The sequence below is a fragment of the Massilia sp. Root351 genome (assembly GCF_001425045.1).
GTDB lineage: Bacteria > Pseudomonadota > Gammaproteobacteria > Burkholderiales > Burkholderiaceae_D > Rugamonas.
In genome coordinates, this window is record NZ_LMDJ01000023.1 from 505,265 (window position 1) to 525,181 (window position 19,917).

17 protein-coding genes are annotated in these 19,917 nt (G+C 65.3%); 9 read left to right on the plus strand and 8 right to left on the minus strand.

Going from position 1 to position 19,917, the window contains the following annotated elements; genetic code table 11:
* Window positions 1-5: 5 nt before the first annotated feature.
* The 3 genes from ASD15_RS19270 to ASD15_RS31850 all read left to right on the plus strand — a co-directional run bounded on the left by ASD15_RS19270 (window position 6) and on the right by ASD15_RS31850 (window position 3,164).
* Entirely contained in the window at window positions 6-683 is a 678-nt protein-coding gene (locus ASD15_RS19270; protein WP_057156623.1) for a response regulator transcription factor, read from the plus strand.
* A 9-nt stretch (window positions 684-692) separates the two neighbouring features.
* Window positions 693-2,135, plus strand: a complete 1,443-nt coding sequence (locus ASD15_RS19275; protein WP_057156624.1) for a catalase — start codon at window positions 693-695, stop codon at window positions 2,133-2,135.
* Window positions 2,136-2,294: 159 nt separating this feature from the next.
* On the plus strand, window positions 2,295-3,164 hold the full coding sequence (locus tag ASD15_RS31850) for a hypothetical protein (RefSeq protein WP_229418264.1): 870 nt from the start codon (window positions 2,295-2,297) through the stop codon (window positions 3,162-3,164).
* Here the strand turns inward: ASD15_RS31850 and ASD15_RS19280 are convergent.
* Window positions 3,062-4,420 (minus strand): TIGR03013 family XrtA/PEP-CTERM system glycosyltransferase, encoded by a 1,359-nt coding sequence (locus ASD15_RS19280; RefSeq protein ID WP_057156625.1) that lies wholly within the window; start codon window positions 4,418-4,420, stop codon window positions 3,062-3,064. The two genes, ASD15_RS31850 and ASD15_RS19280, sit on opposite strands and share 103 nt — an antisense overlap.
* A gap of 223 nt (window positions 4,421-4,643) precedes the next feature.
* On the opposite strand from ASD15_RS19280, the gene nadB reads away from it, so the two are divergent.
* A complete protein-coding gene (gene nadB / locus ASD15_RS19285) occupies window positions 4,644-6,257 on the plus strand; it encodes an L-aspartate oxidase (protein WP_057156626.1) in 1,614 nt (537 codons plus the stop codon).
* Here nadB and ASD15_RS19290 read toward each other — a convergent pair.
* Window positions 6,254-7,021, minus strand: a complete 768-nt coding sequence (locus ASD15_RS19290) for an ABC transporter substrate-binding protein (RefSeq protein WP_082551955.1) — start codon at window positions 7,019-7,021, stop codon at window positions 6,254-6,256. The genes nadB and ASD15_RS19290 overlap by 4 nt on opposite strands.
* A gap of 69 nt (window positions 7,022-7,090) precedes the next feature.
* Here ASD15_RS19290 and ASD15_RS19295 point away from each other — a divergent pair, with 69 nt between their 5' ends.
* A complete protein-coding gene (locus tag ASD15_RS19295; RefSeq protein WP_057156779.1) occupies window positions 7,091-7,633 on the plus strand; it encodes a GNAT family N-acetyltransferase in 543 nt (180 codons plus the stop codon).
* Window positions 7,634-7,640: 7 nt separating this feature from the next.
* On the opposite strand, the gene ASD15_RS19300 is transcribed toward ASD15_RS19295, so the two are convergent.
* Window positions 7,641-9,728 carry a 3-hydroxyacyl-CoA dehydrogenase NAD-binding domain-containing protein gene (locus ASD15_RS19300; protein ID WP_057156627.1) on the minus strand — a complete coding sequence of 696 codons (2,088 nt, stop codon included), beginning with the start codon at window positions 9,726-9,728 and terminating at the stop codon, window positions 7,641-7,643.
* Window positions 9,729-10,070: 342 nt separating this feature from the next.
* Here ASD15_RS19300 and ASD15_RS19305 point away from each other — a divergent pair, with 342 nt between their 5' ends.
* Genes ASD15_RS19305 through ASD15_RS19320 form a run of 4 tightly spaced genes read left to right on the plus strand, consistent with a single transcriptional unit; the run spans window position 10,071 to window position 14,801 of the window.
* Window positions 10,071-11,765: a PAS domain-containing methyl-accepting chemotaxis protein gene (locus ASD15_RS19305; protein ID WP_057156780.1), complete on the plus strand. Its 1,695-nt coding sequence runs from the start codon at window positions 10,071-10,073 to the stop codon at window positions 11,763-11,765.
* A 3-nt stretch (window positions 11,766-11,768) separates the two neighbouring features.
* The gene (locus tag ASD15_RS19310; RefSeq protein WP_057156628.1) at window positions 11,769-12,599 is read left to right on the plus strand and encodes a protein-glutamate O-methyltransferase CheR; all 831 of its coding nucleotides are present in this window, start codon (window positions 11,769-11,771) and stop codon (window positions 12,597-12,599) included.
* Entirely contained in the window at window positions 12,596-13,159 is a 564-nt protein-coding gene (locus ASD15_RS19315; RefSeq protein ID WP_082551956.1) for a chemotaxis protein CheD, read from the plus strand. The genes ASD15_RS19310 and ASD15_RS19315 overlap by 4 nt, the downstream gene beginning before the upstream one ends.
* Window positions 13,146-14,801: a chemotaxis protein CheW gene (locus tag ASD15_RS19320; protein WP_229418265.1), complete on the plus strand. Its 1,656-nt coding sequence runs from the start codon at window positions 13,146-13,148 to the stop codon at window positions 14,799-14,801. The genes ASD15_RS19315 and ASD15_RS19320 overlap by 14 nt, the downstream gene beginning before the upstream one ends.
* 12 nt (window positions 14,802-14,813) lie before the next feature.
* On the opposite strand, the gene ASD15_RS19325 is transcribed toward ASD15_RS19320, so the two are convergent.
* The 5 genes from ASD15_RS19325 to ASD15_RS19345 form a co-directional block, all read right to left on the minus strand.
* Complete coding sequence (locus ASD15_RS19325; RefSeq protein WP_057156783.1) at window positions 14,814-15,509, minus strand: ABC transporter ATP-binding protein; 696 nt, start codon at window positions 15,507-15,509, stop codon at window positions 14,814-14,816.
* A gap of 41 nt (window positions 15,510-15,550) precedes the next feature.
* On the minus strand, window positions 15,551-16,303 hold the full coding sequence (locus ASD15_RS19330) for an ABC transporter ATP-binding protein (protein ID WP_057156629.1): 753 nt from the start codon (window positions 16,301-16,303) through the stop codon (window positions 15,551-15,553).
* On the minus strand, window positions 16,300-17,580 hold the full coding sequence (locus ASD15_RS19335; RefSeq protein WP_057156630.1) for a branched-chain amino acid ABC transporter permease: 1,281 nt from the start codon (window positions 17,578-17,580) through the stop codon (window positions 16,300-16,302). The genes ASD15_RS19330 and ASD15_RS19335 overlap by 4 nt, the downstream gene beginning before the upstream one ends.
* Entirely contained in the window at window positions 17,577-18,521 is a 945-nt protein-coding gene (locus ASD15_RS19340; protein WP_057156631.1) for a branched-chain amino acid ABC transporter permease, read from the minus strand. Before ASD15_RS19340 ends, ASD15_RS19335 begins: the two co-directional genes overlap by 4 nt.
* A gap of 135 nt (window positions 18,522-18,656) precedes the next feature.
* A complete protein-coding gene (locus tag ASD15_RS19345; protein WP_057156784.1) occupies window positions 18,657-19,886 on the minus strand; it encodes a branched-chain amino acid ABC transporter substrate-binding protein in 1,230 nt (409 codons plus the stop codon).
* Window positions 19,887-19,917: the final 31 nt, after the last annotated feature.

Consider the following 19,917-nt stretch of genomic DNA (forward strand, 5'->3'; position numbering starts at 1 on the left):
TCACAATGCAGCTCAATACTGTCAACATCCACATCATGCATGAAGACCCCGTCATGACGGCGGGACTGCGCGCCATCCTGGGCGAGCATGGCGAATTCACCGTCTCCACCCACGCGCTGTGCCCGCATGCGCTGAGCATGGCGCACGTCATCGTGGCCGACTACCAGAGCGGCATCGCCGCCGCCCGGCAGATGCCGCAGGACCGCTACAGCCCTGCACCGCGCGTGCTCATCGTGACGCAGTTCGACAAGGAGTGGGAGGTGCGCATGGCCATGGACAGCGGCGTGCACGGCTACCTGCTGCAAGGCTGCAGCGCCGAGGAGCTGGCCAAGGCGGCACGCCTGCTGAGCCAGGGCCTGCGCTACCTGAGCGAGGCGGTGACGCGCTGCGTGGCCGACAGCCTGAGCCGCGAGTCGCTGACCGGCCGCGAAACGGACGTGCTGCGCCTGCTGGCCCAAGGCTGCTGCAACAAGTCCATCGCGCGCGAACTGGGCATCGGCGTGGGCACCGTGAAGACGCACGTCAAAGGCCTGATGAGCAAGCTGGACGCCACCGCCCGCACCCACGCGGTGGTGGTGGCCACGCAGCGCGGCCTGATCGGTCCCAGCCAGCGCGCCACCGCCCCCAAGAACATCATGCCCCGTCCCCAGAACAACGGTTTTCACAACGCAGCACTACAGTAAGGATAATTTATGAACAAGCTGACCACGGCTTTTGGCGCGCCGGTTCCCGACAACCAGAATATCCAGACCGCCGGCCCGCGCGGCCCGGCCCTGCTGCAGGACGTCTGGTTCCTGGAAAAGCTGGCGCATTTCGACCGTGAAGTGATCCCGGAGCGGCGCATGCACGCCAAGGGCGCCGGCGCCTACGGCACCTTCACGGTGACGCACGACATCACCAAGTACACCAAGGCCGCGCTGTTCTCGCAAATCGGCAAGCAGACCGAACTGTTCGTGCGCTTCTCGACCGTGGCGGGCGAACGCGGGGCGGCCGACGCCGAGCGCGACATCCGCGGCTTCGCCATCAAGTTCTACACCGAGCAGGGCAACTGGGACCTGGTGGGCAACAACACGCCGGTATTCTTTCTGCGCGACCCGCTCAAGTTCCCTGACCTGAACCACGCCATCAAGCGCGACCCGCGCAGTGGCCTGCGCAGCGCCAACAGCAACTGGGACTTCTGGACCCTGCTGCCGGAAGCGCTGCACCAGGTGACGGTGGTGATGAGCGACCGCGGCATTCCGCGCAGCTATCGCCACATGCATGGCTTCGGCAGCCACACCTTCAGCTTCATCAATACGCAAAACGAGCGCTACTGGGTGAAGTTCACCCTCAAGACGCAGCAAGGCATTGAGAACTTCAGCGACGCGGAAGCCACCGCGCACATCGGCGCGGACCGTGAAACCCATCTGCGCGACCTGTACGACAGCATCGAGGGCAAGAACTTCCCGAAATGGACGCTGTTCGTACAAGTGATGCCGGAAAAGGAGGCGGCCACCTGCCCTTACAACCCGTTCGACCTGACCAAGGTCTGGCTGCACAAGGACTACCCGCTGATCGAGGTGGGCGTGCTGGAGCTGAACCGCAATCCCGAAAACCACTTCGCCGAAGTGGAGCAGGCTGCGTTCAATCCTGCCAACATCGTGCCCGGCATCAGCTTCTCGCCGGACAAGATGCTGCAAGGCCGCCTGTTCTCCTACGGCGACGCGCAGCGCTACCGCCTGGGCGTGAACCACGCGTCGATCCCGGTCAACGCGCCGAAGTGCCCCTTCCACAGCTACCACCGCGACGGCCAGATGCGGGTGGACGGCAATATGGGCGGCGCCACGCCGTACGAGCCGAACAGCTACCAGGAGTGGGTCGAGCAGCCCGACTTCCGCGAACCGCCGCTGGCGCTCGAAGGCGCGGCCGACCACTGGAACCACCGCACCGACGACGATTACTACACACAGCCGCGCCTGCTGTTCCAGCTGATGACGCCGGCCCAGCAAACGCTGCTGTTCGAGAACACCGCGCGCGCCATCCTGGGGGCCTCGCAGCAGGTGATCGACCGCCATGTCGGCAACTGCACCAAGTGCGACCCGGCCTACGGCGCCGGCGTGGCTGCCGCCATCGCGCGCATCCACAACGTCGCGTAGTCGGAGCGGGCCGCAACGGTCCGCCGGGCGGGTTGGCAGGGATGCCTCCCGCCGGCTCGCCGAACCCGGCACGCCCAAAAAGTTCCCCTCTTCCGCTTGACGCTCCTCAGTCCGCTCCATGCCGGCTGGCGGATACTTAGCCAACTGGAGGAGGACGCCGTGGCGCATCATCAACAATTCCTGGACAGCTTGCACGCCAGCGGGCAATGCCCGCGCGCCGAGCCTTGGCGCGGCAACTTCAGCCAGTTCATCGAGCAGGTACTGGCTGCCGAGCCCGGCGCACCCGCCCTGCTGGCGCGCAATTCCCACCAGTACATCTGGGACATGCTGCGCTGGAGCGGCGCCGGCCACAACGCTGGCGACAAGGGTTGCGCACAGCCCGGAAGCACGCTGTTTTCCGGCGAACTGTTTGGACTGGACGAGGCGCTGGGCCGCGTTGCCGCCTATTTCCAGGCTGCCGCGGCCGGCTCCGAGGTCGGCCGCCGCCTGCTGTTGCTGCTCGGCCCGCCGTCCGGCGGCAAATCCACCCTGGTGATCCTGCTCAAGCGCGGCCTGGAGGAGTACAGCCGCACCGACGACGGTGCGCTGTACGCCATCGCCGGCTGTCCGGTGCACGAGTCGCCGCTGCACTTGCTGCCGCACAGCCTGCGCGGCGCGTTCCGCGACACCTATGGCGTGACGGCCGAGGGCGAGCTTTGTCCGCACTGCCGCGCGCGGCTGGAACGCCAGCATGGCGGCGACTTTCTGCACATGCCGGTGGAACGGCTGTTGCTGTTGGAGGCGGACCGCTGCGGCGTGGGCACTTACGCGCCGCACGACCCCGCCACCGCCGACATGGCGGACCTGGTCGGTTCGGTCGACCTGTCCAAGGTTGCCGAAGTCGGCGACGAGGGCGATCCGCGTGCGTGGTCCTGGTCCGGCGCCGTCTACGCGGCCAGCCGCGGCCTGCTGGAGATGATAGAAATCCTCAAAGCCAAGCGCGAATTCCTGCAGCGCACCGCGTCGTCCACCGAGGCGCCGTACTGGTAGCGCACCTGCGCCAGCCCGGTAATGCCCGGCTTGATGCTGTGGCGCACATTGTAATAAGGCACCTGTTCGCCCAGCTGCCCGACGAAATACGCCCGCTCCGGACGCGGGCCGACAAAGCTCATCTCGCCGCGGAACACATTCAACATCTGCGGCAGCTCGTCGATGCGCAGCTTGCGTATCCAGTGCCCAACCCGGGTCACGCGCGGATCGTCCTGCGCGGCCCAGCGCGGCTTGCCGTCGCCTTCGGCGTCGCTGCGCATGCTGCGGAACTTCAGCACACTGAACAAACGCCCGTCCTTGCCCACCCGCTCCTGCTGGTAAAACACCGGTCCGCCGTCCTCGGCCACGATACAGGCCGCCGCCAGCAGCATCACCGGCATGGCGGCCAGGCAGATGGCCCCGCTCGCGGCCAGATCGAATGTGCGCTTCACACTTGCACGGAGGAAACTCTGGTCGAAGCCGCCGCCAAAGATCAGGTAGCTCGGCTGCAATGTATCGATGCGGATCTGGCATGCTTCGCGCTCGAAGAAGGCGGCCGCGTCCACCACCCGCACGCCGCCCAGCACACATTCGAGCAATTGCCGCACCGGGTAGGCGCCGCCGCGCCGGTCGCCCAGCGACACCACCACCTCGCCTGCGCCGTGCGCGCGCGCCAGCTCCAGCAGCGACGGTCCGGCCGGCAACAGGCAGGATGCGGCCACCCGGCGCTCCTCGCCCGGCACCGACACGCAGCCCACCACGTGAAAGCGCTGAAAGCCTTGCTTGCTGACCGCCAGTTGCATGCATTCCTGCGCCAGCGCGCCATCGCCCAACAGGATCAGCCGGTCCGCCATGCGGTCGGTGCGCACCGTGGAAAACAGCAGCAGCCGGGTCAGCAGCACCGTCGCGCCGCCCAGCAGGAAGGCGAACGCGCCCAGCTGCGCCACGCGCAGTGCGGGCAGCATGCTGGACAGCGCGCTCAGCATCCCGAACGCCAGCAGCAGCGCCGGCACTATGCGCAGCAGCGTCTGGCGCAGCGCGTGGCCCGGGTGCAGCCGGAAGTCGGACTGGTACATGCCCAGCGTGCCCATGCTCAATACGATCAGCAGTGCAAACAGCAGCGCGCTCCAGTACACGCTGCCCGGCTTCACGGCGCGCTGCGCCTCGGCCAGCCAGGCCAGCGACGCCAGCCCGGCCGTGGCCAGCAACAGCATCACCTCCATCAGCAGCAGGATAAAGGCCATGCGCGGAACATAATGGTTGAAGATACGGATCACGGCTCACTCCCGCGCCCGTCGGATGGGCGCCCGCGCCACCGCGCCTGCAGTGGTTCAGCCATGATGCCGCGCACATTCGGCATGCGTCTTGAGCCGCGACAAGCCCGGCGCGCAGCAAACCCGCGCCAGATCAACATCGTGCGTAAAAATGGCCGGCGCATGACGCCTGGCGGCAAATCGTCTATAGTCTTGCTTCCCTACTCAGCAATGTGAACCGTGAACCATGAAATTTGATGTTGCGATTGTCGGCAGCGGCCTGGCCGGCCTGTCGGTGGCCTTGCACCTGGCCGAAACGCGCAAGGTGGCGATTATTTCGAAACGCGAGCTGCTGGATGGCGCCAGCAACTGGGCTCAGGGCGGCATTGCCGCCGTGCTCGACTCGGGCGACAGCCACGACCAGCATATTGCCGACACCCTGGTGGCGGGCGGCGGCCTGTGCGACGCCGATGCCACCCGCTTCATCGTGGAAAACGGCCGCGCCGCCATCGAATGGCTGATCGAACAGGGCGTACCCTTCACGCGCGACGACAGCGCCGAGCTCGGTTTCCACCTGACACGGGAAGGCGGCCACAGCCAGCGCCGCATCATCCACGCCGCCGACGCCACCGGCCACGCGGTGCAGGTCACGCTGGAACAAAAAGTACGCGCCCACCCCAACATCAGCCTGTTCGAGCACCACTGCGCGATCGATCTGATCACTTCCGACAAGCTGGACGCCAAGTCGCAGCACCGCAACCTGCAGCCCAAGTGCCACGGCCTGTACGTGCAGGACGTGCGCAGCGGCGAGGTGCACACCGTTGCCGCCGAGCACACCGTGATGGCCACCGGCGGCGCCGGCAAGGTTTATCTGTATACCACCAACCCGGACACCGCCAGCGGCGACGGCATCGCCATGGCATGGCGCGCGGGCTGCCGGGTCGCCAACATGGAATTCATCCAGTTCCATCCGACCTGCTTGTACCACCCTTACGCCAAGTCCTTCCTGATCACCGAAGCGATCCGCGGCGAAGGCGGCCTGCTGAAACTGCCGCCCGAAGCGGGCCCGGCGGCCGGCATGCGCTTCATGCTGGCGCACGACGAGCGCGCCGAACTGGCGCCGCGCGACGTGGTGGCGCGCGCCATTGACTTCGAAATCAAGAAACGCGGCCTGGATTATGTGCACCTGGACATCAGCCACAAGCCGGCCGCCTGGCTGATCGAGCACTTCCCCACCATCTATGCGCGCTGCCTGGAGCTGGGCATCGACATCACCAAGGAGCCGATCCCCATCGTGCCGGCCGCGCACTACACCTGCGGCGGCGTGGTAACCGATCTGCAAGGCCGCACCGACCTGCCCGGCCTGTATGCCGTGGGCGAAACGGCCTGCACCGGCCTGCACGGCGCCAACCGCCTGGCCTCGAACTCGCTGCTGGAATGCGTGGTGATCGGCCGCGCCTGCGCGCAAGATATCGAAAGCAAGGAACGGGTGGGCGCCCCTTACCTGCCGGACTGGGACGAGAGCCGGGTGACCGATGCCGACGAGGAAGTGGTGATCGCCCACAATTGGGACGAGCTGCGCCGCTTCATGTGGAACTATGTCGGCATCGTGCGCACCACCAAGCGCCTGGAGCGGGCGCAGCACCGCATCGCGCTGCTGAAGGAAGAGATCGACGAGTACTACCGGAATTTCCGCATCACCAGCGACCTGCTGGAGCTGCGCAACCTGGTGGACGTGGCCGGCCTGATCGTCAACAGCGCGCTGCAGCGCCGCGAGAGCCGCGGCCTGCACTTTAGCCGCGACTATCCGGAAACGCTGCCGAAGGCGCTGCCCAGCATCCTGACGCCGACCCGGCGTTAAGGAATATCCACGTCGTAGCGCAGGCTAAGGCGCTTCAGCTCGCCGCTTTCGATCAAGGCGTCGAACGCGCTGTCAAAGCTGGCGCGGATGGCGTCGTGGCTGGCGCGCCTGGGAAAGGCGAAATAGCCGTCCTGCACCTGGATCACCTGCGGCAGCACCAGCACCTGCCCGTTCAGCTTCAGCGCCGCCAGCACCGGCTCGGTATTGCGCCGGTTGCTGGCGAACAGGGCCACATGCTTGTAGGTCAGCATCAGCAGCCCGTTTTCCACGTTGTTGGCCACGCTGATGCGCAGGCGCGGACGGGCCGCGTCGAAGCCGGCGCCGTAGGCCCAGCCGTTCATGACCACGATGGATTTGCCTTCCAGCGCCGCGTAGTCGCCCTGCCAGCCGTGCCCCGCGCCGGCCAGCGTGTAAAACACCATGTCGTCGCGGTAAAAGGCCGAACGCGAAAACGCCATCCGCTCCAGCCGCTCGGCCGATTTGTAGGGCCCGACCAGAATATCGGCCAGTCCCTGCGCCACCATGGCCTGCGCCCGCGCCCACGGATACAGTTCGAAACGCACCGTGTCCTTGTTGCGGCGCGCCACCATGCGCACTATGTCCGGCCCCATGCCGGTAAATTCGCCGTCCGCGCGGCGCTCGTACACGCGCTCGAAATGGGCGCCGACCACCACCAGCTCGCGCGCACCGGCGCCGGCCGCCGCCAGGGCCAGCGCCAGGACCAGCGCGGCAGCCGCCGCGGCCGGATTGAGTAGTCTGTGCATTGAATCTCCTATGCGCACATGATACCCAAGAGCATGGACTAGTCAAAAGAATTGCATTAACGTATGGTCATGACAACACATGACCACCTTCGCGCCGCCCGCCTGGACGACGTCCCCCGCATGGAAGCGCTGATCGCCGAGGCCGGCATTGCGCTGAGCGCGGGCTACTATACCCCGGAGCAGGCGCAGGCGGTAACGCGCCACGTGTTCGGGGTGGATACCCAGCTGATCGAGGACGGCACCTATTTCATTATCGAGCGCGACGGGGAGGCGGTGGCTTGCGGCGGCTGGAGCAAGCGCGCCACGCTGTTTGGCGCGGACCGCACCAAGACCGGGCCGGACCGCCTGCTCGACCCGGCGCACGAGGCCGGCCGCATCCGGGCCTTCTTCGTGGCGCCGTCGGCCGCCCGGCAAGGCTTGGGCCGGATGCTGATGGAGCATTGCCAGCGCGCAGCGGCTGCGCAGGGCTATCTGACGCTGGAACTGGCGGCCACCATGCCCGGCGTGCCGCTGTACCTGGCCAGCGGATTCGAGGTCGTCGAACCGTTTGAAATTACGCTGCCGGGCAGCGTCAGCGTACCGCTGGCCCGGATGCGCAAGCCGATAGGCTAGCGTCCGCTCAGGCGTTGAAGCCCTTGCCTTCGGCAGCGAGCTTCACCAGCAGCGGCGCCGGCTTCCACGCTTCGCCGTGGCGCCCGCGCGCCAGGCGCTCTATGGTGCCCAGCACGTTCGGCAGGCCCACTGTGTCGGCGTAGAACATCGGACCGCCACGGTGCAGCGGGAAGCCGTAGCCGGTCAGGTAGACCATGTCGATATCGGAAGCGCGCATGGCAATGCCCTCTTCCAGGATCTGCGCGCCTTCGTTCACCAGCGCGTACACCAGGCGTTCGACGATCTCCTGGTCGCTGATCTTGCGGCGCACCACGCCGATGTCTTGCGAATGCTTGACGATCATGGCGTTGACCTCCTCGTTCGGATAGGCCTTGCGGTCGCCTGCCTTGTAATCGTACCAGCCGCCGCCGGTCTTCTGGCCATAGCGGCCCATTTCGCACAGCAGGTCGGCGGTCTTCGAGTAGGTGATCTCGGGCGATTCCACATAGCGGCGCTTGCGGATGTACCAGCCGATGTCGTTGCCGGCCAGGTCGCCCATGCGGAACGGCCCCATGGCGAAGCCGAACTTTTCCACCGCCTTGTCCACCTGCTCCGGCAAGCAGCCCTCTTCCAGCAGGAAGCCGGCCTGGCGGCTGTACTGCTCGATCATGCGGTTGCCGATGAAACCATCGCACACGCCCGACACCACGCCGGTCTTCTTCAGTTTTTTCGACAGCGCCAGGGTAGTGGCCAGCACGTCCTTGCCGGTGGCCTTGCCGCGCACGATTTCCAGCAGCTTCATCACGTTGGCCGGGCTGAAGAAGTGGGTGCCGATCACGTCCTGCGGACGCGCGGTGAAGGCGGCGATCTGGTCCACGTCCAGGGTCGATGTGTTCGACGCCAGGATGGCGCCCTGCTTCATCACCTGGTCCAGCTTGCGGAACACGGCTTCCTTCACGCCCATGTCCTCGAACACGGCCTCCACCACGATATCGGCGTCGCCGATTTCCTCGTAATTCATGGTGCCGCTGATCAGGGCCACGCGCTGGTCGAACTTCTCCTGCGTCAGCTTGCCCTTCTTCAGCGTGTTTTCATAGTTCTTGCGGATCGTGGCCAGGCCCTTTTCCAGCGCCTCGGCCTTCATCTCCAGGATGGTGACCGGGATGCCGGCATTGGCGAAGTTCATTGCAATGCCGCCGCCCATGGTGCCGGCGCCGATCACGGCAGCCTTCTTGATGGCGCGGGTCGGGGTGTCGGCCGGCACGTCCGGCACCTTGCTGGCCTGGCGCTCGCTGAAGAAGGCGTGGCGCAGCGATTTCGATTCGCTGGTCTGGATCAGCTTGAGGAAGCGCTCGCGCTCGAACTTCAGGCCGTCCTCGAACTTCATGCTCACCGAGGCGGCCACGCATTCCACGCATTCCAGCGGCGCCGGGAACGGGCCGGACATGGCTTTTACCGTATTGCGCGAGAATTGCAGGAAGGCTTCGTGGTTCGGGTAGTCCACCTTGCGCTCGCGCACTGTCGGCAGCGGGCGCGCATCGGCGACTTTGCTGGCGAAGGCAAGCGCCGATTCCAGCAAATTGGCGTCGGCCGCGAACACTACGTCGAAGATGGCGGTATTGGCCAGCTTCTCGGACGCCACCGGGGTGCCCGAGACGATCATGTTCAACGCCATTTCCAGGCCCAGCACGCGCGGCAGGCGCTGCGTGCCGCCGGCGCCGGGCAGCAGGCCCAGTTTCACTTCCGGCAAGGCGATCTGCGCGCCCGGCATGGCGACCCGGTAATTGCAGCCCAGCGCCAGTTCCAGCCCGCCGCCCATGCAAACGGTGTGAATGGCCGCCACCACCGGCTTGGTCGATTCCTCCACCGTGCGGATCAGGGAATGCAGGCTGGGCTCGGCCAGCGCCTTGGGCGAGTTGAATTCCTTGATGTCGGCGCCGCCGGAAAAGGCCTTGCCCGCCCCCGTGATGACGATGGCCTTGACGGCATCGTCCGCCAGCGCCTGCTGCATCCCCTGCACCGCTGCGCTGCGGGTGGCGTGGCCCAGGCCGTTGACCGGCGGGTTGTTCAGCGTGATGACGGCTACGGAGCCGTGAACCTGGTATTCGGCACTCATGTCTCTTCCTTCTTGTAAGTGTAAATGTTCAGTGGGGAGCGGCTTGCTAAGGCCTCACTATACCTCAAAAAAACGCACGGTCGTGTTATTTTTTGACGGGTGCGCAAGGCGCGGCGCGCCACCCATGCCATCCTGCAAATCGTTTCGCAGGAAACATACACCGTAATTGATCATTCTCTATATGCCGCTTGCCTTTATGTTGTACCGGGAAAATAATGATGAGGATCAATTTGCTGTGCGCCGCAATATGAATTCTCACCAAATATAACAAGCGGTTATCAATCCGCTAGTAACACATCCTGTTGTAACGCAGGAATTAACATTTAAGGAATCGCCATGGACATGAATGCCCCTAGCCAAATCCAATCCCAAGACCTGGATCTGCAAGCAATCAACGCCGCGCTGAACCGTGTACAGGCCGTGATTGAATTCGACCTGGCAGGCAATATCCTGCATGCGAACGAGAACTTCCTGCGCACGCTAGGGTATACGCTGGAGGAAGTACAAGGCAAGCATCATTCCATGTTCTGCGAACCGGAATACGTGAAGACGGCCGAGTACCGCAACTTCTGGCTGCGCCTGGCTGCCGGAGAATTCGAGCAGGCCGACTACAAGCGGCTGGGCAAAGGCGGCCGGGAGATCTGGATCAGCGCCTCCTACAATCCCATCATGGACGGCAGCGGCAAGCCCTACAAGGTGATCAAATTCGCCACCGACATCACCGCCGCGCGCCAGCGCAGCGCAGAGTACGAGAGCAAGCTTACCGCCATCGGCAAGGCCCAGGCAGTGATCGAGTTCGACACCAATGGCTGCGTACTGGAAGCCAATGAGAACTTCCTGAGAGTAATGGGATACACGCTGGAAGAGATTCAAGGCGAGCACCATCGCATGTTTTGCGAACCGGACTACACCAATAGCCTGGAGTACAAGAAATTCTGGCAAAAATTAAATCGGGGTGAATTCGATTGCGGCCGCTACAAGCGGATTGGCAATGGTGGCAAGGAAATATGGATACAAGCCACATATAATCCTATTCTGGATTTGAATGGCAAACCATATAAGATAGTGAAATTTGCCAGCGACGTCACCGAGCAGGTAGGACTGGAACACAGCACCAAGGTCAAGGCCGAGTCCGACGGCCGCAAGGTCGACCTGCTGCTGGCCTCCGTGGCCAAGGCCGCGCAAGGCGACCTGAGCTGCAACGTGCAGGTGGAAGGCGACGAACCGCTCGACGAACTGGGACGCGGCATCGGCAAAATGATCACCGACCTGCGCGGCGTGATCGGCAAGGTGGTGACCTCGGCGGGCAGCTTCGCGCAAGCCTCGCAGGCCATCGCGGAACGCTCCAGCGGCGTGGCCACCGGCACCCAGGCCCTGGGCGCCACCGTGGAACAGATGAACGCTTCCATCGACGGCTTGACCAATTCCATCAACTCGATTGCCGAAAACACCGGCAATGCCGACCACCTGGCCAAGGCCACCCAGCACGAGGCGGAAGCGGGCGCCAAGGCGGTGGCCAAGTCGATCGAAGCAATGGAGCTGATCAACCGCTCCTCCGAGGACATCGGCGAAATCGTCAAGGTCATCAGCGAGATCGCCAACCAGACCAATATGCTGGCCTTCAACGCCGCCATCGAGGCGGCGCGCGCGGGCGAGCACGGCCTGGGCTTCTCGGTGGTGGCCGACGAGGTGCGCAAGCTGGCCGAGCGCTCGTCCCAGGCCACCAAGGAAATCTCCAAGCTGATCAACGAGTCGGTCAAGCGCGTGACAGCCGGCAGCGAGATCTCGCGCCAGGCCAGCGACGCCTTCGACAAGATCGTCAGCGGCGTCTCGCGCACCACGCTGGCCATCTCGGATATTGCCAAATCGGCCAACGAGCAGCTGCTCACCGCCAAGGAGGTGAGCACCGCCATCCAGTACATTGCCGAGGAGACGGAAAAGTCGGCCGCCAACTGCGACAGCATTGCCCGCTCCACGGACAAGCTGAAGCAAAGCGCGACCGACCTCAACCACATCGTGTCCGGCTTCGTGGTGTAGGCCGTGGCCAGCGTTGCCGAACTCAGCCCCGTCACACTGGCGGCGCTCATTGCGCTGGTGCGCAAGCACACCGGCATCGCCATGAACGAGCGCAAGAGCGTGCTGCTCGAGCGCCGCCTGCGCCCGCGCATGGCCGCGCTGGCGCTGGGCAGCTACCAGGCCTATATGGAGCGGGTCGAGAGCGACCGCAGCGAAGTGCCGCACTTTATCGACCTGGTAACCACCAACGACACGCAATTCTTCCGCACGCCGCACATTTGGGAGTACCTGGCCAAGCGCTTCCTGCCCGAGTGGCAGCGCAGCCATCCGGACCAGTGCCTGAACATCTGGTCCGCCGCCTCCGCCAGCGGCGAAGAGCTGTATTCGGCCGCCATGCTGTGCGAGGAATTCCAACTCCTGCACGGCCCTCTGCGCTATCGCATCCTGGCCACCGACATTTCGCAGCAGATGCTGGCGCTGGCGACGGCCGGCCAGTACGGCGGCCGCTCGGTGGAACGGCTGCGGGCCTCGCACCCGGCCCTGTATGCACGCTATTTCGTGGCCAACACGGCTGGCGCCCGCGTGCGGGACGAGCTCAAGCGCAACGTCACATTCTGCCGCCACAACCTGCTGCAGCCGCTGCGCCCCGCCCAGCAGTTCGACCTGATCCTGCTGCGCAACGTGTTGATTTATTTTGACGCGGAACACCAGCAGACCGTGCTCGACTGCGCGCGTCCCAGCATGAAACCGCATGCCCGCCTGATCCTCGGCGAATCCGAAAGCATCCAGCGGCTGGCGTCGGACTACAGCTACGACGCTCCCATGATCTACTCCCTGCGCGCGGGCCAGCCATGACCGCACCGCACGCCAACCAGGCTTGCCTCGACGACAAGCCAGCCCGCGACGCGCTTGCCGGGGAGGCGCTTGCCGGCGGTGAACTGCTGCAAGTCGGCATCGGCCAGCTGAAGGTGGCGGGACGCGCCGGCCAGCTGCAGGCCGTGCTGGGCTCCTGCATCGGTATCGCCTTCATCTGGGAAAAAGGCGGCCGCTGCGGCCTGGCGCACTGCCTGCTGCCCGAACCGCGCGGCGCATGCGACGCCGCCACCGGGGCCCGCTACGTCAGCCAGGCTGTGCCGTCTCTGCTGCGGCTGATGGGCGCGCGCCAAGCGGACTATCCCGACATCACCGTGGTGCTGGCCGGCGGCGCCAGCATGCTCTGCTCCAAGCGGCTCTGCGTGGGACAGGAGAACGCCGCGGCCGCCCGCAAATACCTCGGCCAGTGCGGCCTGGAGGTGCGCTACTGCGAGCTGGGCGGCCGTCACGGCCGCCAGCTGCTGATCGACTGCGCGCGCCACAGCTACATCATCAAGGACATTACGCCATCGCGCCAGGAAGCCATCCATGAACACCATTGAAAACCTGAACATCCCGCTGCCACCACCCGGCGACGGCGCCGGCCCGCTCCCTGCGGGCACGATGAGCGAGCTGGCCAGCGCCGCCGCCAATGCCGCCGCCGTGGCCGCCTCGGCCGTCAAGGCCGCCTCTGCCTCCGCCGCGGCGACCGAGTTGTACGGCTCCTTCTTCCTCGGCCCCGACGAATTCGCGCTGCCTGCAGTCTGCATCCGCGAAGTGGTCAACCTGCCCGCCAAGATCAGCGCCCTGCCGCTGTCGCCGGCCTACCTGGAAGGCATGTTCACGCTGCGCGGCACGGTGATCCCCATCGTCAACCTGGCACGCCTGTTCAATCCCGGGGCGGGCCCGGCCGTGGCCGGCAACAAGGTCGCTATCATCGAGCACCAGGACGTGCTGGTCGGCATGCTGTTCGACGACACCGGCGAGATCCTGCGCGTACGCCCTGAACAGCGCAGCGTGCTGCAGTACGCGCCCGGCGCCACACCCGGCGTGATCGCCGGCGCCATCCTGCTCGACCAGGGCAACCGCCTGCTGCAGGTGCTGGACGCGAACCAGCTGGTGCGCATCGAAAACGTGCCGCAGGTGCTGTCGCTGCGCGCCAGCGGCCAGCAGCGCCTGCAGCGCGCGCAGGCGCAGGGCGAGCGCCGCCGCTGCGTCAGCTTCCGCTCGGCAGGCACCAGCTTCGCCTTCGAGATGGCTGCCATCCAGGAAATCGTGCGCGTGCCGGAACTGCAGCCTTCGGTACTGGCCGGCAAACTGTGCCTGGGGCGCATGAACTTCCGGGGCAACCCGGTCGCCGTGGTCGACTTCGCCGCCTTGCTGAGCGCCGGCGCGTCCACCCGCAGCAGCGACGCGGCCGACCCGGACCAGCGCATCGTGGTCACCCGCATCGGCGACGCCACCATCGCCTTCCTGGTCGACTCGGTCGACAGCATCATCCATTTCTACAACGACGACGTGCTGCCTATCCCGCTGCTGAGCAAAGCGCGGGCCGGGATGTTCGGCGGCTGCCTGTCGCGGCCCGATGCGCGCCCCGAACAGCACGACGTGATCCTGCTGGACCACGCCGGCATCTTTTCCCACAGCGAGATCGCCGAAATGCGCCAGGGACACGCCAACCTGTACCCGCTGGACGGCCAGCATGGCGCCGCTCACGGCAAAGGCAGCTGCCACGGCGCCCGCAAGGTCTATCTCACCTTCCGCATCGAACAGGCATTCGCCGTGGAAATCACGCAGGTGCGCGAGATCATCAAGTTCTCCGACAACATCACCCGCCCGCCGGGCACCCCCGACTACATGCGCGGCGTGCTCAACCTGCGGCAACTGATGGTCAGCGTGATCGACCTGCGCAGCCTGTACGGCATGCCGAACATGGAGCCGACCGAACAGTCGCGCATCCTGATCGTCGAACGCGGCCAGGAACGCTACGGCCTGCTGGTGGACGGCGTGGAAGACATCATCACCGTCACCGACAGCCAGCGCTTCGCAGCGCCGCGCCTGATGCGCAGCGCAACGGCCGGCGCCAGCCTGCAAGGCGACACCGCCGAAGTGATCAACATCGAGAAAGACGACGGCAGCCGGCTTTCCTTCAGCGTTTTCGACTGCGGCAGCCTGATCGACAAGCTGGCCCGCCTGCTGCCTTAGCCCGCCGTTCCGCTACACCTCCAGCCACTCCTTGCGCACGGCCGCGTCGGCGCGCAAGGCGGCCGGCGTGCCCTCGAACACGATGGCGCCGTGGCCCATGACGTAGACGCGCTGCGAAATCTCCATCGCAATGGCCAGTTTCTGTTCCACCAGCAGCACCGAGATGCCGCGCTCCTTCAGCGCCAGCAGGTATTCGGCCACCAGCGCCACGATCTTCGGCGCCAGCCCCTCGGTCGGCTCGTCGATCATGATCAGGTCCGGATCGCCCATCAGCGTGCGGCACAGGGTGAGCATCTGCTGCTCGCCGCCCGACAGCACGCCGGCTGCCACCGCGCGCCGCTCCTGCAGGCGCGGGAACATGCGGTACATGTCGTCCAGGTTCCAGCGGCCCGCCGCGCCGCTCTTCTTCTGTCCCAGCACCAGGTTCTGCTCCACCGTCAGCGTCGGGAACACGTCGCGGTTCTCCGGCACGTAGCCCAGGCCCTGGTGCGCGATCTGGTAAGCCTTCAAGCCCAGGATCTCCCGCCCCTTCAGCTTGACCGAGCCGGTGGCGTTGACCTGTCCCATGGCCGCCTTCACCAGCGTCGAACGCCCGGCGCCGTTGCGTCCCAGCAGGCTGACGATCTCGCCCGGCTTCACGTGCAAGTCCACGCCGTGCAGCACGTGGCTCTTGCCATAGTAGGCGTGCAGCTGGCGGATATCGAGCATGCGGTCCTCGCCCATGCGTTCCGGGTTCATGCCTTCCACCGTCATGCCGCCTCCTCGTGGCCGCCCAGGTAGGCCGCCTGCACTGCGGCGTTGCCGCGTATGCGTTCCGGCGTGTCGCAGGCAATCACTTCGCCGTACACCAGCACCGCGATCTTGTCGGCCAGGCCGAACACCACGCTCATGTCGTGCTCCACCATCAGCAGCGTCTTGCCCACAGTAACCTTGCGGATCAGCTCCACCGCCGCGTCCGACTCGGAGCGGCTCATCCCGGCGGTCGGCTCGTCCAGCAGGATCACGCCGGCGCCGCCGGCGATGGTAATGCCGATCTCCAGCGCGCGCTGCTCGGCGTAAGTCAGCACGCCGGCCAGCACGTGGCGCTGGCGCTGCAGTCCGATCTCCTCCAGCACTTGCTCGGCCCGCTCGTGCGCATCGCGCAGCTTGCCCAGCCGGTGCCAGAACGAATACTTGTAACCCAGCGACCACAGCACAGCGCAGCGCAGGTTCTCATATACCGACAGGTTGACGAACAGATTGCTGATCTGGAAGCTGCGCGACAAGCCCAGCCGGTTGATCTGGTACGGCTTCAGGCCGCTGATGCGCTGCCCGTTCAGCCGGATCTCGCCGCTGCTCAAAGGAAAGCGCCCCGAGATCAGGTTGAACAGCGTCGACTTGCCCGCGCCGTTCGGCCCGATCACCGCACAGCGCTCGCCCTGCGCTATGTTCAGATTGGCGCCCCGTATGATCTCGGACTTGCCAAAGCGCTTGCGCACGTCCAGTAATTCCAGTGCCATCATCGCGCGCTCCTCGTCTGCAATGCAATCGCCGCGCAGGATTCGCCCCACGCCTCGGCAAACACCGGCTGCGCCTTGCGCCAGGCCAGTATGCTGGCCACCAGCAAGCCGCCCGCCACCGCCCACGGCAGCACGGCCTTGGTGTCGACGGCCATGCCGAACAGCTGCTTCACGCTGCCGTTGGCCGATTCCAGCGTCAGGTGGTACAGCATCTCCACCCCCGCCACGAAGCCGATCAGCCCCGGCAGCACCGCCAGGCAAACCCAGCCCAGTGGCCGGGCGACGCGGCCGAATTGGCCGAACTTTGCCGCCCTCAGCAGCAGCATGATCAGGCTGCCCAGCCCGCCCGGCGCGTAGCGCACCAGCAGCACGAAGAACAGGCCCAGGTACAGCTGCCAGGCCGGCGTGAAGTCGGACAGCAGCACCGAGAACAGGATGCCGACGATGGCCCCCAGCAGCGGCCCGAAGAAAAAGCCGATGCCGCCGATGAAGGTGAACAGCAGGATGCTGCCGGATCGGATGGCGCTGACGTTCTCCGCGCTGACGATCTCGAAATTGATCGCCGACAGGCCGCCGGAGACGCCGGCAAAGAAGGACGACAGGATCACCACCAGGTAGCGCACCCACTGCGTGTCGTAGCCGATGAACTCCACCCGTTCCGGATTGTCGCGCACGGCGTTGATGATGCGGCCCAGCGGGGTGTGCGTGTAGGCATAGACGGCGGCGGTGCAGACAAACAGCCAGAACGCGATCAGGTAGTAGACCTGGATCTGCGGCCCGTACGTGATGCCCAGTACGGCCCCGCCGATCACGCGGTTGGTGGTGACCCCGCCTTCACCGCCGAAAAAGCCCGGGAACATCAGCGAACTGGCAAACACCAGTTCCACCAGCCCCAGTGTAATCATGGCGAACGTGGTGCCGGCCTTGCGCGTGGTGACGTAGCCGAACAGCACGCCGAAGCCCACGCCCGCCACGCCGCCCACCAGCGGGATCAGGCTGGTCGGCACGGGCAGTTGGCCCGCGCCGGCCATGTTCATGGCGTGGATGGCGAAGAACGCGCCCAGGCCGGAATACACCGCGTGGCCGAAGGACAGCATGCCGCCCTGCCCCAGCAGCATGTTATAGGACAGGCCGAAAATCATCACCGTGCCCATCTGCGACAGCAAGGTCAGGCCGCCGCCCTTGCTGAACACCAGCGGCGCGGCCAGCAGCAGCAGTGCGTAGCCGCTCCACACCAGCCAGCGGCCCAGGTTGAGCGGGGTATATCGTAGTGCTTTCATTCGCGCGTCCCCATCAGGCCCTTAGGGCGGAAGATCAAAATCAGCACCAGCAGCAGGTACGGCAGGATGGCCGCGCTCTGCGCTATGGTCACGTTCAGCAGCGCGTAGGCCGGTGTATCGGGCGTGACGGCCACGCCTGTCCAGCCCAGCAGGTGGGCCAGCGAATAGTCCAGCGCCACGGCCGTGGTCTGCATGATGCCAATCAGCAGCGATGCGACGAAAGCGCCAGCCAGCGAGCCCATGCCGCCGACCACCACCACCACAAAGATGATGCTGCCCACGGTGGCCGCCATGGCCGGTTCGGTGACGAAGGCGTTGCCGCCGATCACGCCGGCCAGCCCGGCCAGCGCGCTGCCGCCGCCGAATACCCACATGAAGATGCGCGGCACGTTGTGGCCCAGCGCTTCGGCCGCTTCCGGGTGCGTCAACGCGGCCTGGATCACCAGGCCGACGCGGGTGCGGGTCAGCACCAGCCAGATGCCGCCCAGCATGGCCAGCGCGACCACCATCATGAAGGCGCGGTAGGCCGGGAAGCTGGTCGAAAACAGCGTGAACAGCGGGCCGTCCAGCTCCTTGGGGATGGCGTACTGCACTGCCGCGCGGCCCCAGATCAGCTGCACCAGCTCCACGATCAGGAAGGACAGGCCAAAGGTAAACAACAGCTCGGGGATGTGGCCGAACCTGTGCAGCGGCCGCAGGCCGTAGCGCTCCACCAGCGCCCCCAGCAAGCCGACGGCGATAGGCGCCAGCAGCAGCGCCGGCCAGAAGCCGACCACGCTGCTGATGGTGTAGGCGATGTAAGCGCCCAGCATGTAAAAACTGGCATGGGCAAAGTTCAGCACGCCCATCATGCTGAAGATCAGCGTCAGTCCGGAGGACAGCATGAACAGCAGCAGTCCATAACTGATGCCGTTAAGCATAGTAAACAGGGTAAATTCCATTGAGGCTCCACGAGAACTCGTAGGGCGGGTTGGCGCGGTGCGCGTCCCCCCTGGTGCCGGCGCGACGCCGGGCGGTTACGCGCCATGCGCTAACCCGCCCTACAGCCGCGGCCGGCTGACACCGGCGGCCGGCGGTCAGCCCGGCCGTTTCATCTGGCACGAGGTCGGCTGGCCGGCCACGTAGGCATCGATCTTCTTGTCCATCTTCCAGCCGTAGCCGGTGTTCTCCTGGTCGTACTTGACGTCCTTGCCGTTGACCTTGGTCCAGGTGCCGATATACAGCGGCTGCTGCAGCTGGTGATCCTGCTTCTGCATCATCACGCCGCCGTTCAGCGACTGCGCCTTCATGCCTTCCAGCGCGAACGCCACCTTCACCGGATCGGCGGTCTTGGCGGCCTTGATGGCCTGCGACAGCATGGTGATGATGACGTGGGTCTGCGCGGCGTAGTAGTCGTCGTTGTACTTGGCCTTGAATGCCTCCACCACTTCCTTGCCGTTGAAAGTTTCGTTGTTGATCATCCAGTTGCCGATGATCTTGGTGCGCTCGGCGCCGGCCGCGCCCATGGCCGTCGGCACGCCGGTGGTGATGCCGTAGTAGGTGTAGAAGTTGGCCTTCAGGTCCGCGTCCTTGGCGGCGCGCACCAGCAGCGCCAGGTCGGCGCCCCAGTTGCCGGTGATGACCGAATCGGCGCCGGACGCCTTGATCTTGGCGATATAGGGCGAGAAGTCTTTCACCTGCCCGATCGGGTGCAAATCGTCGCCGGCGATCTTGATGTCGGGCCGCTTGCGCGCCAGGTACTCCTTGGCCGCGCGGCTGACCGCCTGGCCGAAGGCGTAGTTCTGGCCGATGATGTAGACCGACTTGATGTTCTTGTCCGGCGCCATGTAGCTGGTAAGCGCCTCCATCTTCATGTCGGAATTGGCGTCGAAACGGAAATGCCAGAAGCTGCACTTGCTGTTGGTCATGTCCGGATCGATCGCCGCGTAGTTCAGGTAGACGATTTCCTTGCCCGGATTGCGCTCGTTGTGCTTGTTCACCGCGTCCAGCAGCGCCAGGCCCACGCCGGAGCCGTTGCCTTGCGTGATGTAGCGGTAGCCCTGGTCGATGACCGCCTTGAGCTGGGTCAGCGATTCCTGCGGGCTGCCCTTGTTGTCGAAGCCGTTTACTTCGATCTTGTTTTCGCCGGCCCACTTGCCCTTGGTGGCCATGTCGGCGATCAACTGGAAGCTTTTCAGCTGGTTCTGGCCGACCGGGGCGAACGGGCCGGAGAGCGGATCGATGAACGCGATTTTCACGGTCTCGGCCAGCGCGGCCGTGGACAACAGGGTAAGGCTGACAGCAACAGCGAGCTTGCGGTAGGTCATGGTCTCCATCCTTCTTTTGTAGTTGTGGTTG

Excerpts from the sequence above, each read along its gene's own strand:
- ASD15_RS19345 (WP_057156784.1), bottom strand. The coding sequence starts at position 19,886 with ATGACCTACCGCAAGCTCGCTGTTGCTGTCAGCCTTACCCTGTTGTCC.
- ASD15_RS19315 (WP_082551956.1), top strand. The coding sequence starts at position 12,596 with ATGACCGCACCGCACGCCAACCAGGCTTGCCTCGACGACAAGCCAGCC.
- ASD15_RS19290 (WP_082551955.1), bottom strand. The coding sequence starts at position 7,021 with ATGCACAGACTACTCAATCCGGCCGCGGCGGCTGCCGCGCTGGTCCTG.
- ASD15_RS19270 (WP_057156623.1), top strand. The coding sequence starts at position 6 with ATGCAGCTCAATACTGTCAACATCCACATCATGCATGAAGACCCCGTC.
- ASD15_RS19275 (WP_057156624.1), top strand. The coding sequence starts at position 693 with ATGAACAAGCTGACCACGGCTTTTGGCGCGCCGGTTCCCGACAACCAG.
- ASD15_RS19330 (WP_057156629.1), bottom strand. The coding sequence starts at position 16,303 with ATGATGGCACTGGAATTACTGGACGTGCGCAAGCGCTTTGGCAAGTCC.
- ASD15_RS19300 (WP_057156627.1), bottom strand. The coding sequence starts at position 9,728 with ATGAGTGCCGAATACCAGGTTCACGGCTCCGTAGCCGTCATCACGCTG.
- ASD15_RS19340 (WP_057156631.1), bottom strand. The coding sequence starts at position 18,521 with ATGGAATTTACCCTGTTTACTATGCTTAACGGCATCAGTTATGGACTG.
- ASD15_RS19335 (WP_057156630.1), bottom strand. The coding sequence starts at position 17,580 with ATGAAAGCACTACGATATACCCCGCTCAACCTGGGCCGCTGGCTGGTG.
- ASD15_RS19325 (WP_057156783.1), bottom strand. The coding sequence starts at position 15,509 with ATGCTCGATATCCGCCAGCTGCACGCCTACTATGGCAAGAGCCACGTG.
- ASD15_RS19295 (WP_057156779.1), top strand. The coding sequence starts at position 7,091 with ATGACAACACATGACCACCTTCGCGCCGCCCGCCTGGACGACGTCCCC.
- ASD15_RS19320 (WP_229418265.1), top strand. The coding sequence starts at position 13,146 with ATGAACACCATTGAAAACCTGAACATCCCGCTGCCACCACCCGGCGAC.
- ASD15_RS19305 (WP_057156780.1), top strand. The coding sequence starts at position 10,071 with ATGAATGCCCCTAGCCAAATCCAATCCCAAGACCTGGATCTGCAAGCA.
- nadB (WP_057156626.1), top strand. The coding sequence starts at position 4,644 with ATGAAATTTGATGTTGCGATTGTCGGCAGCGGCCTGGCCGGCCTGTCG.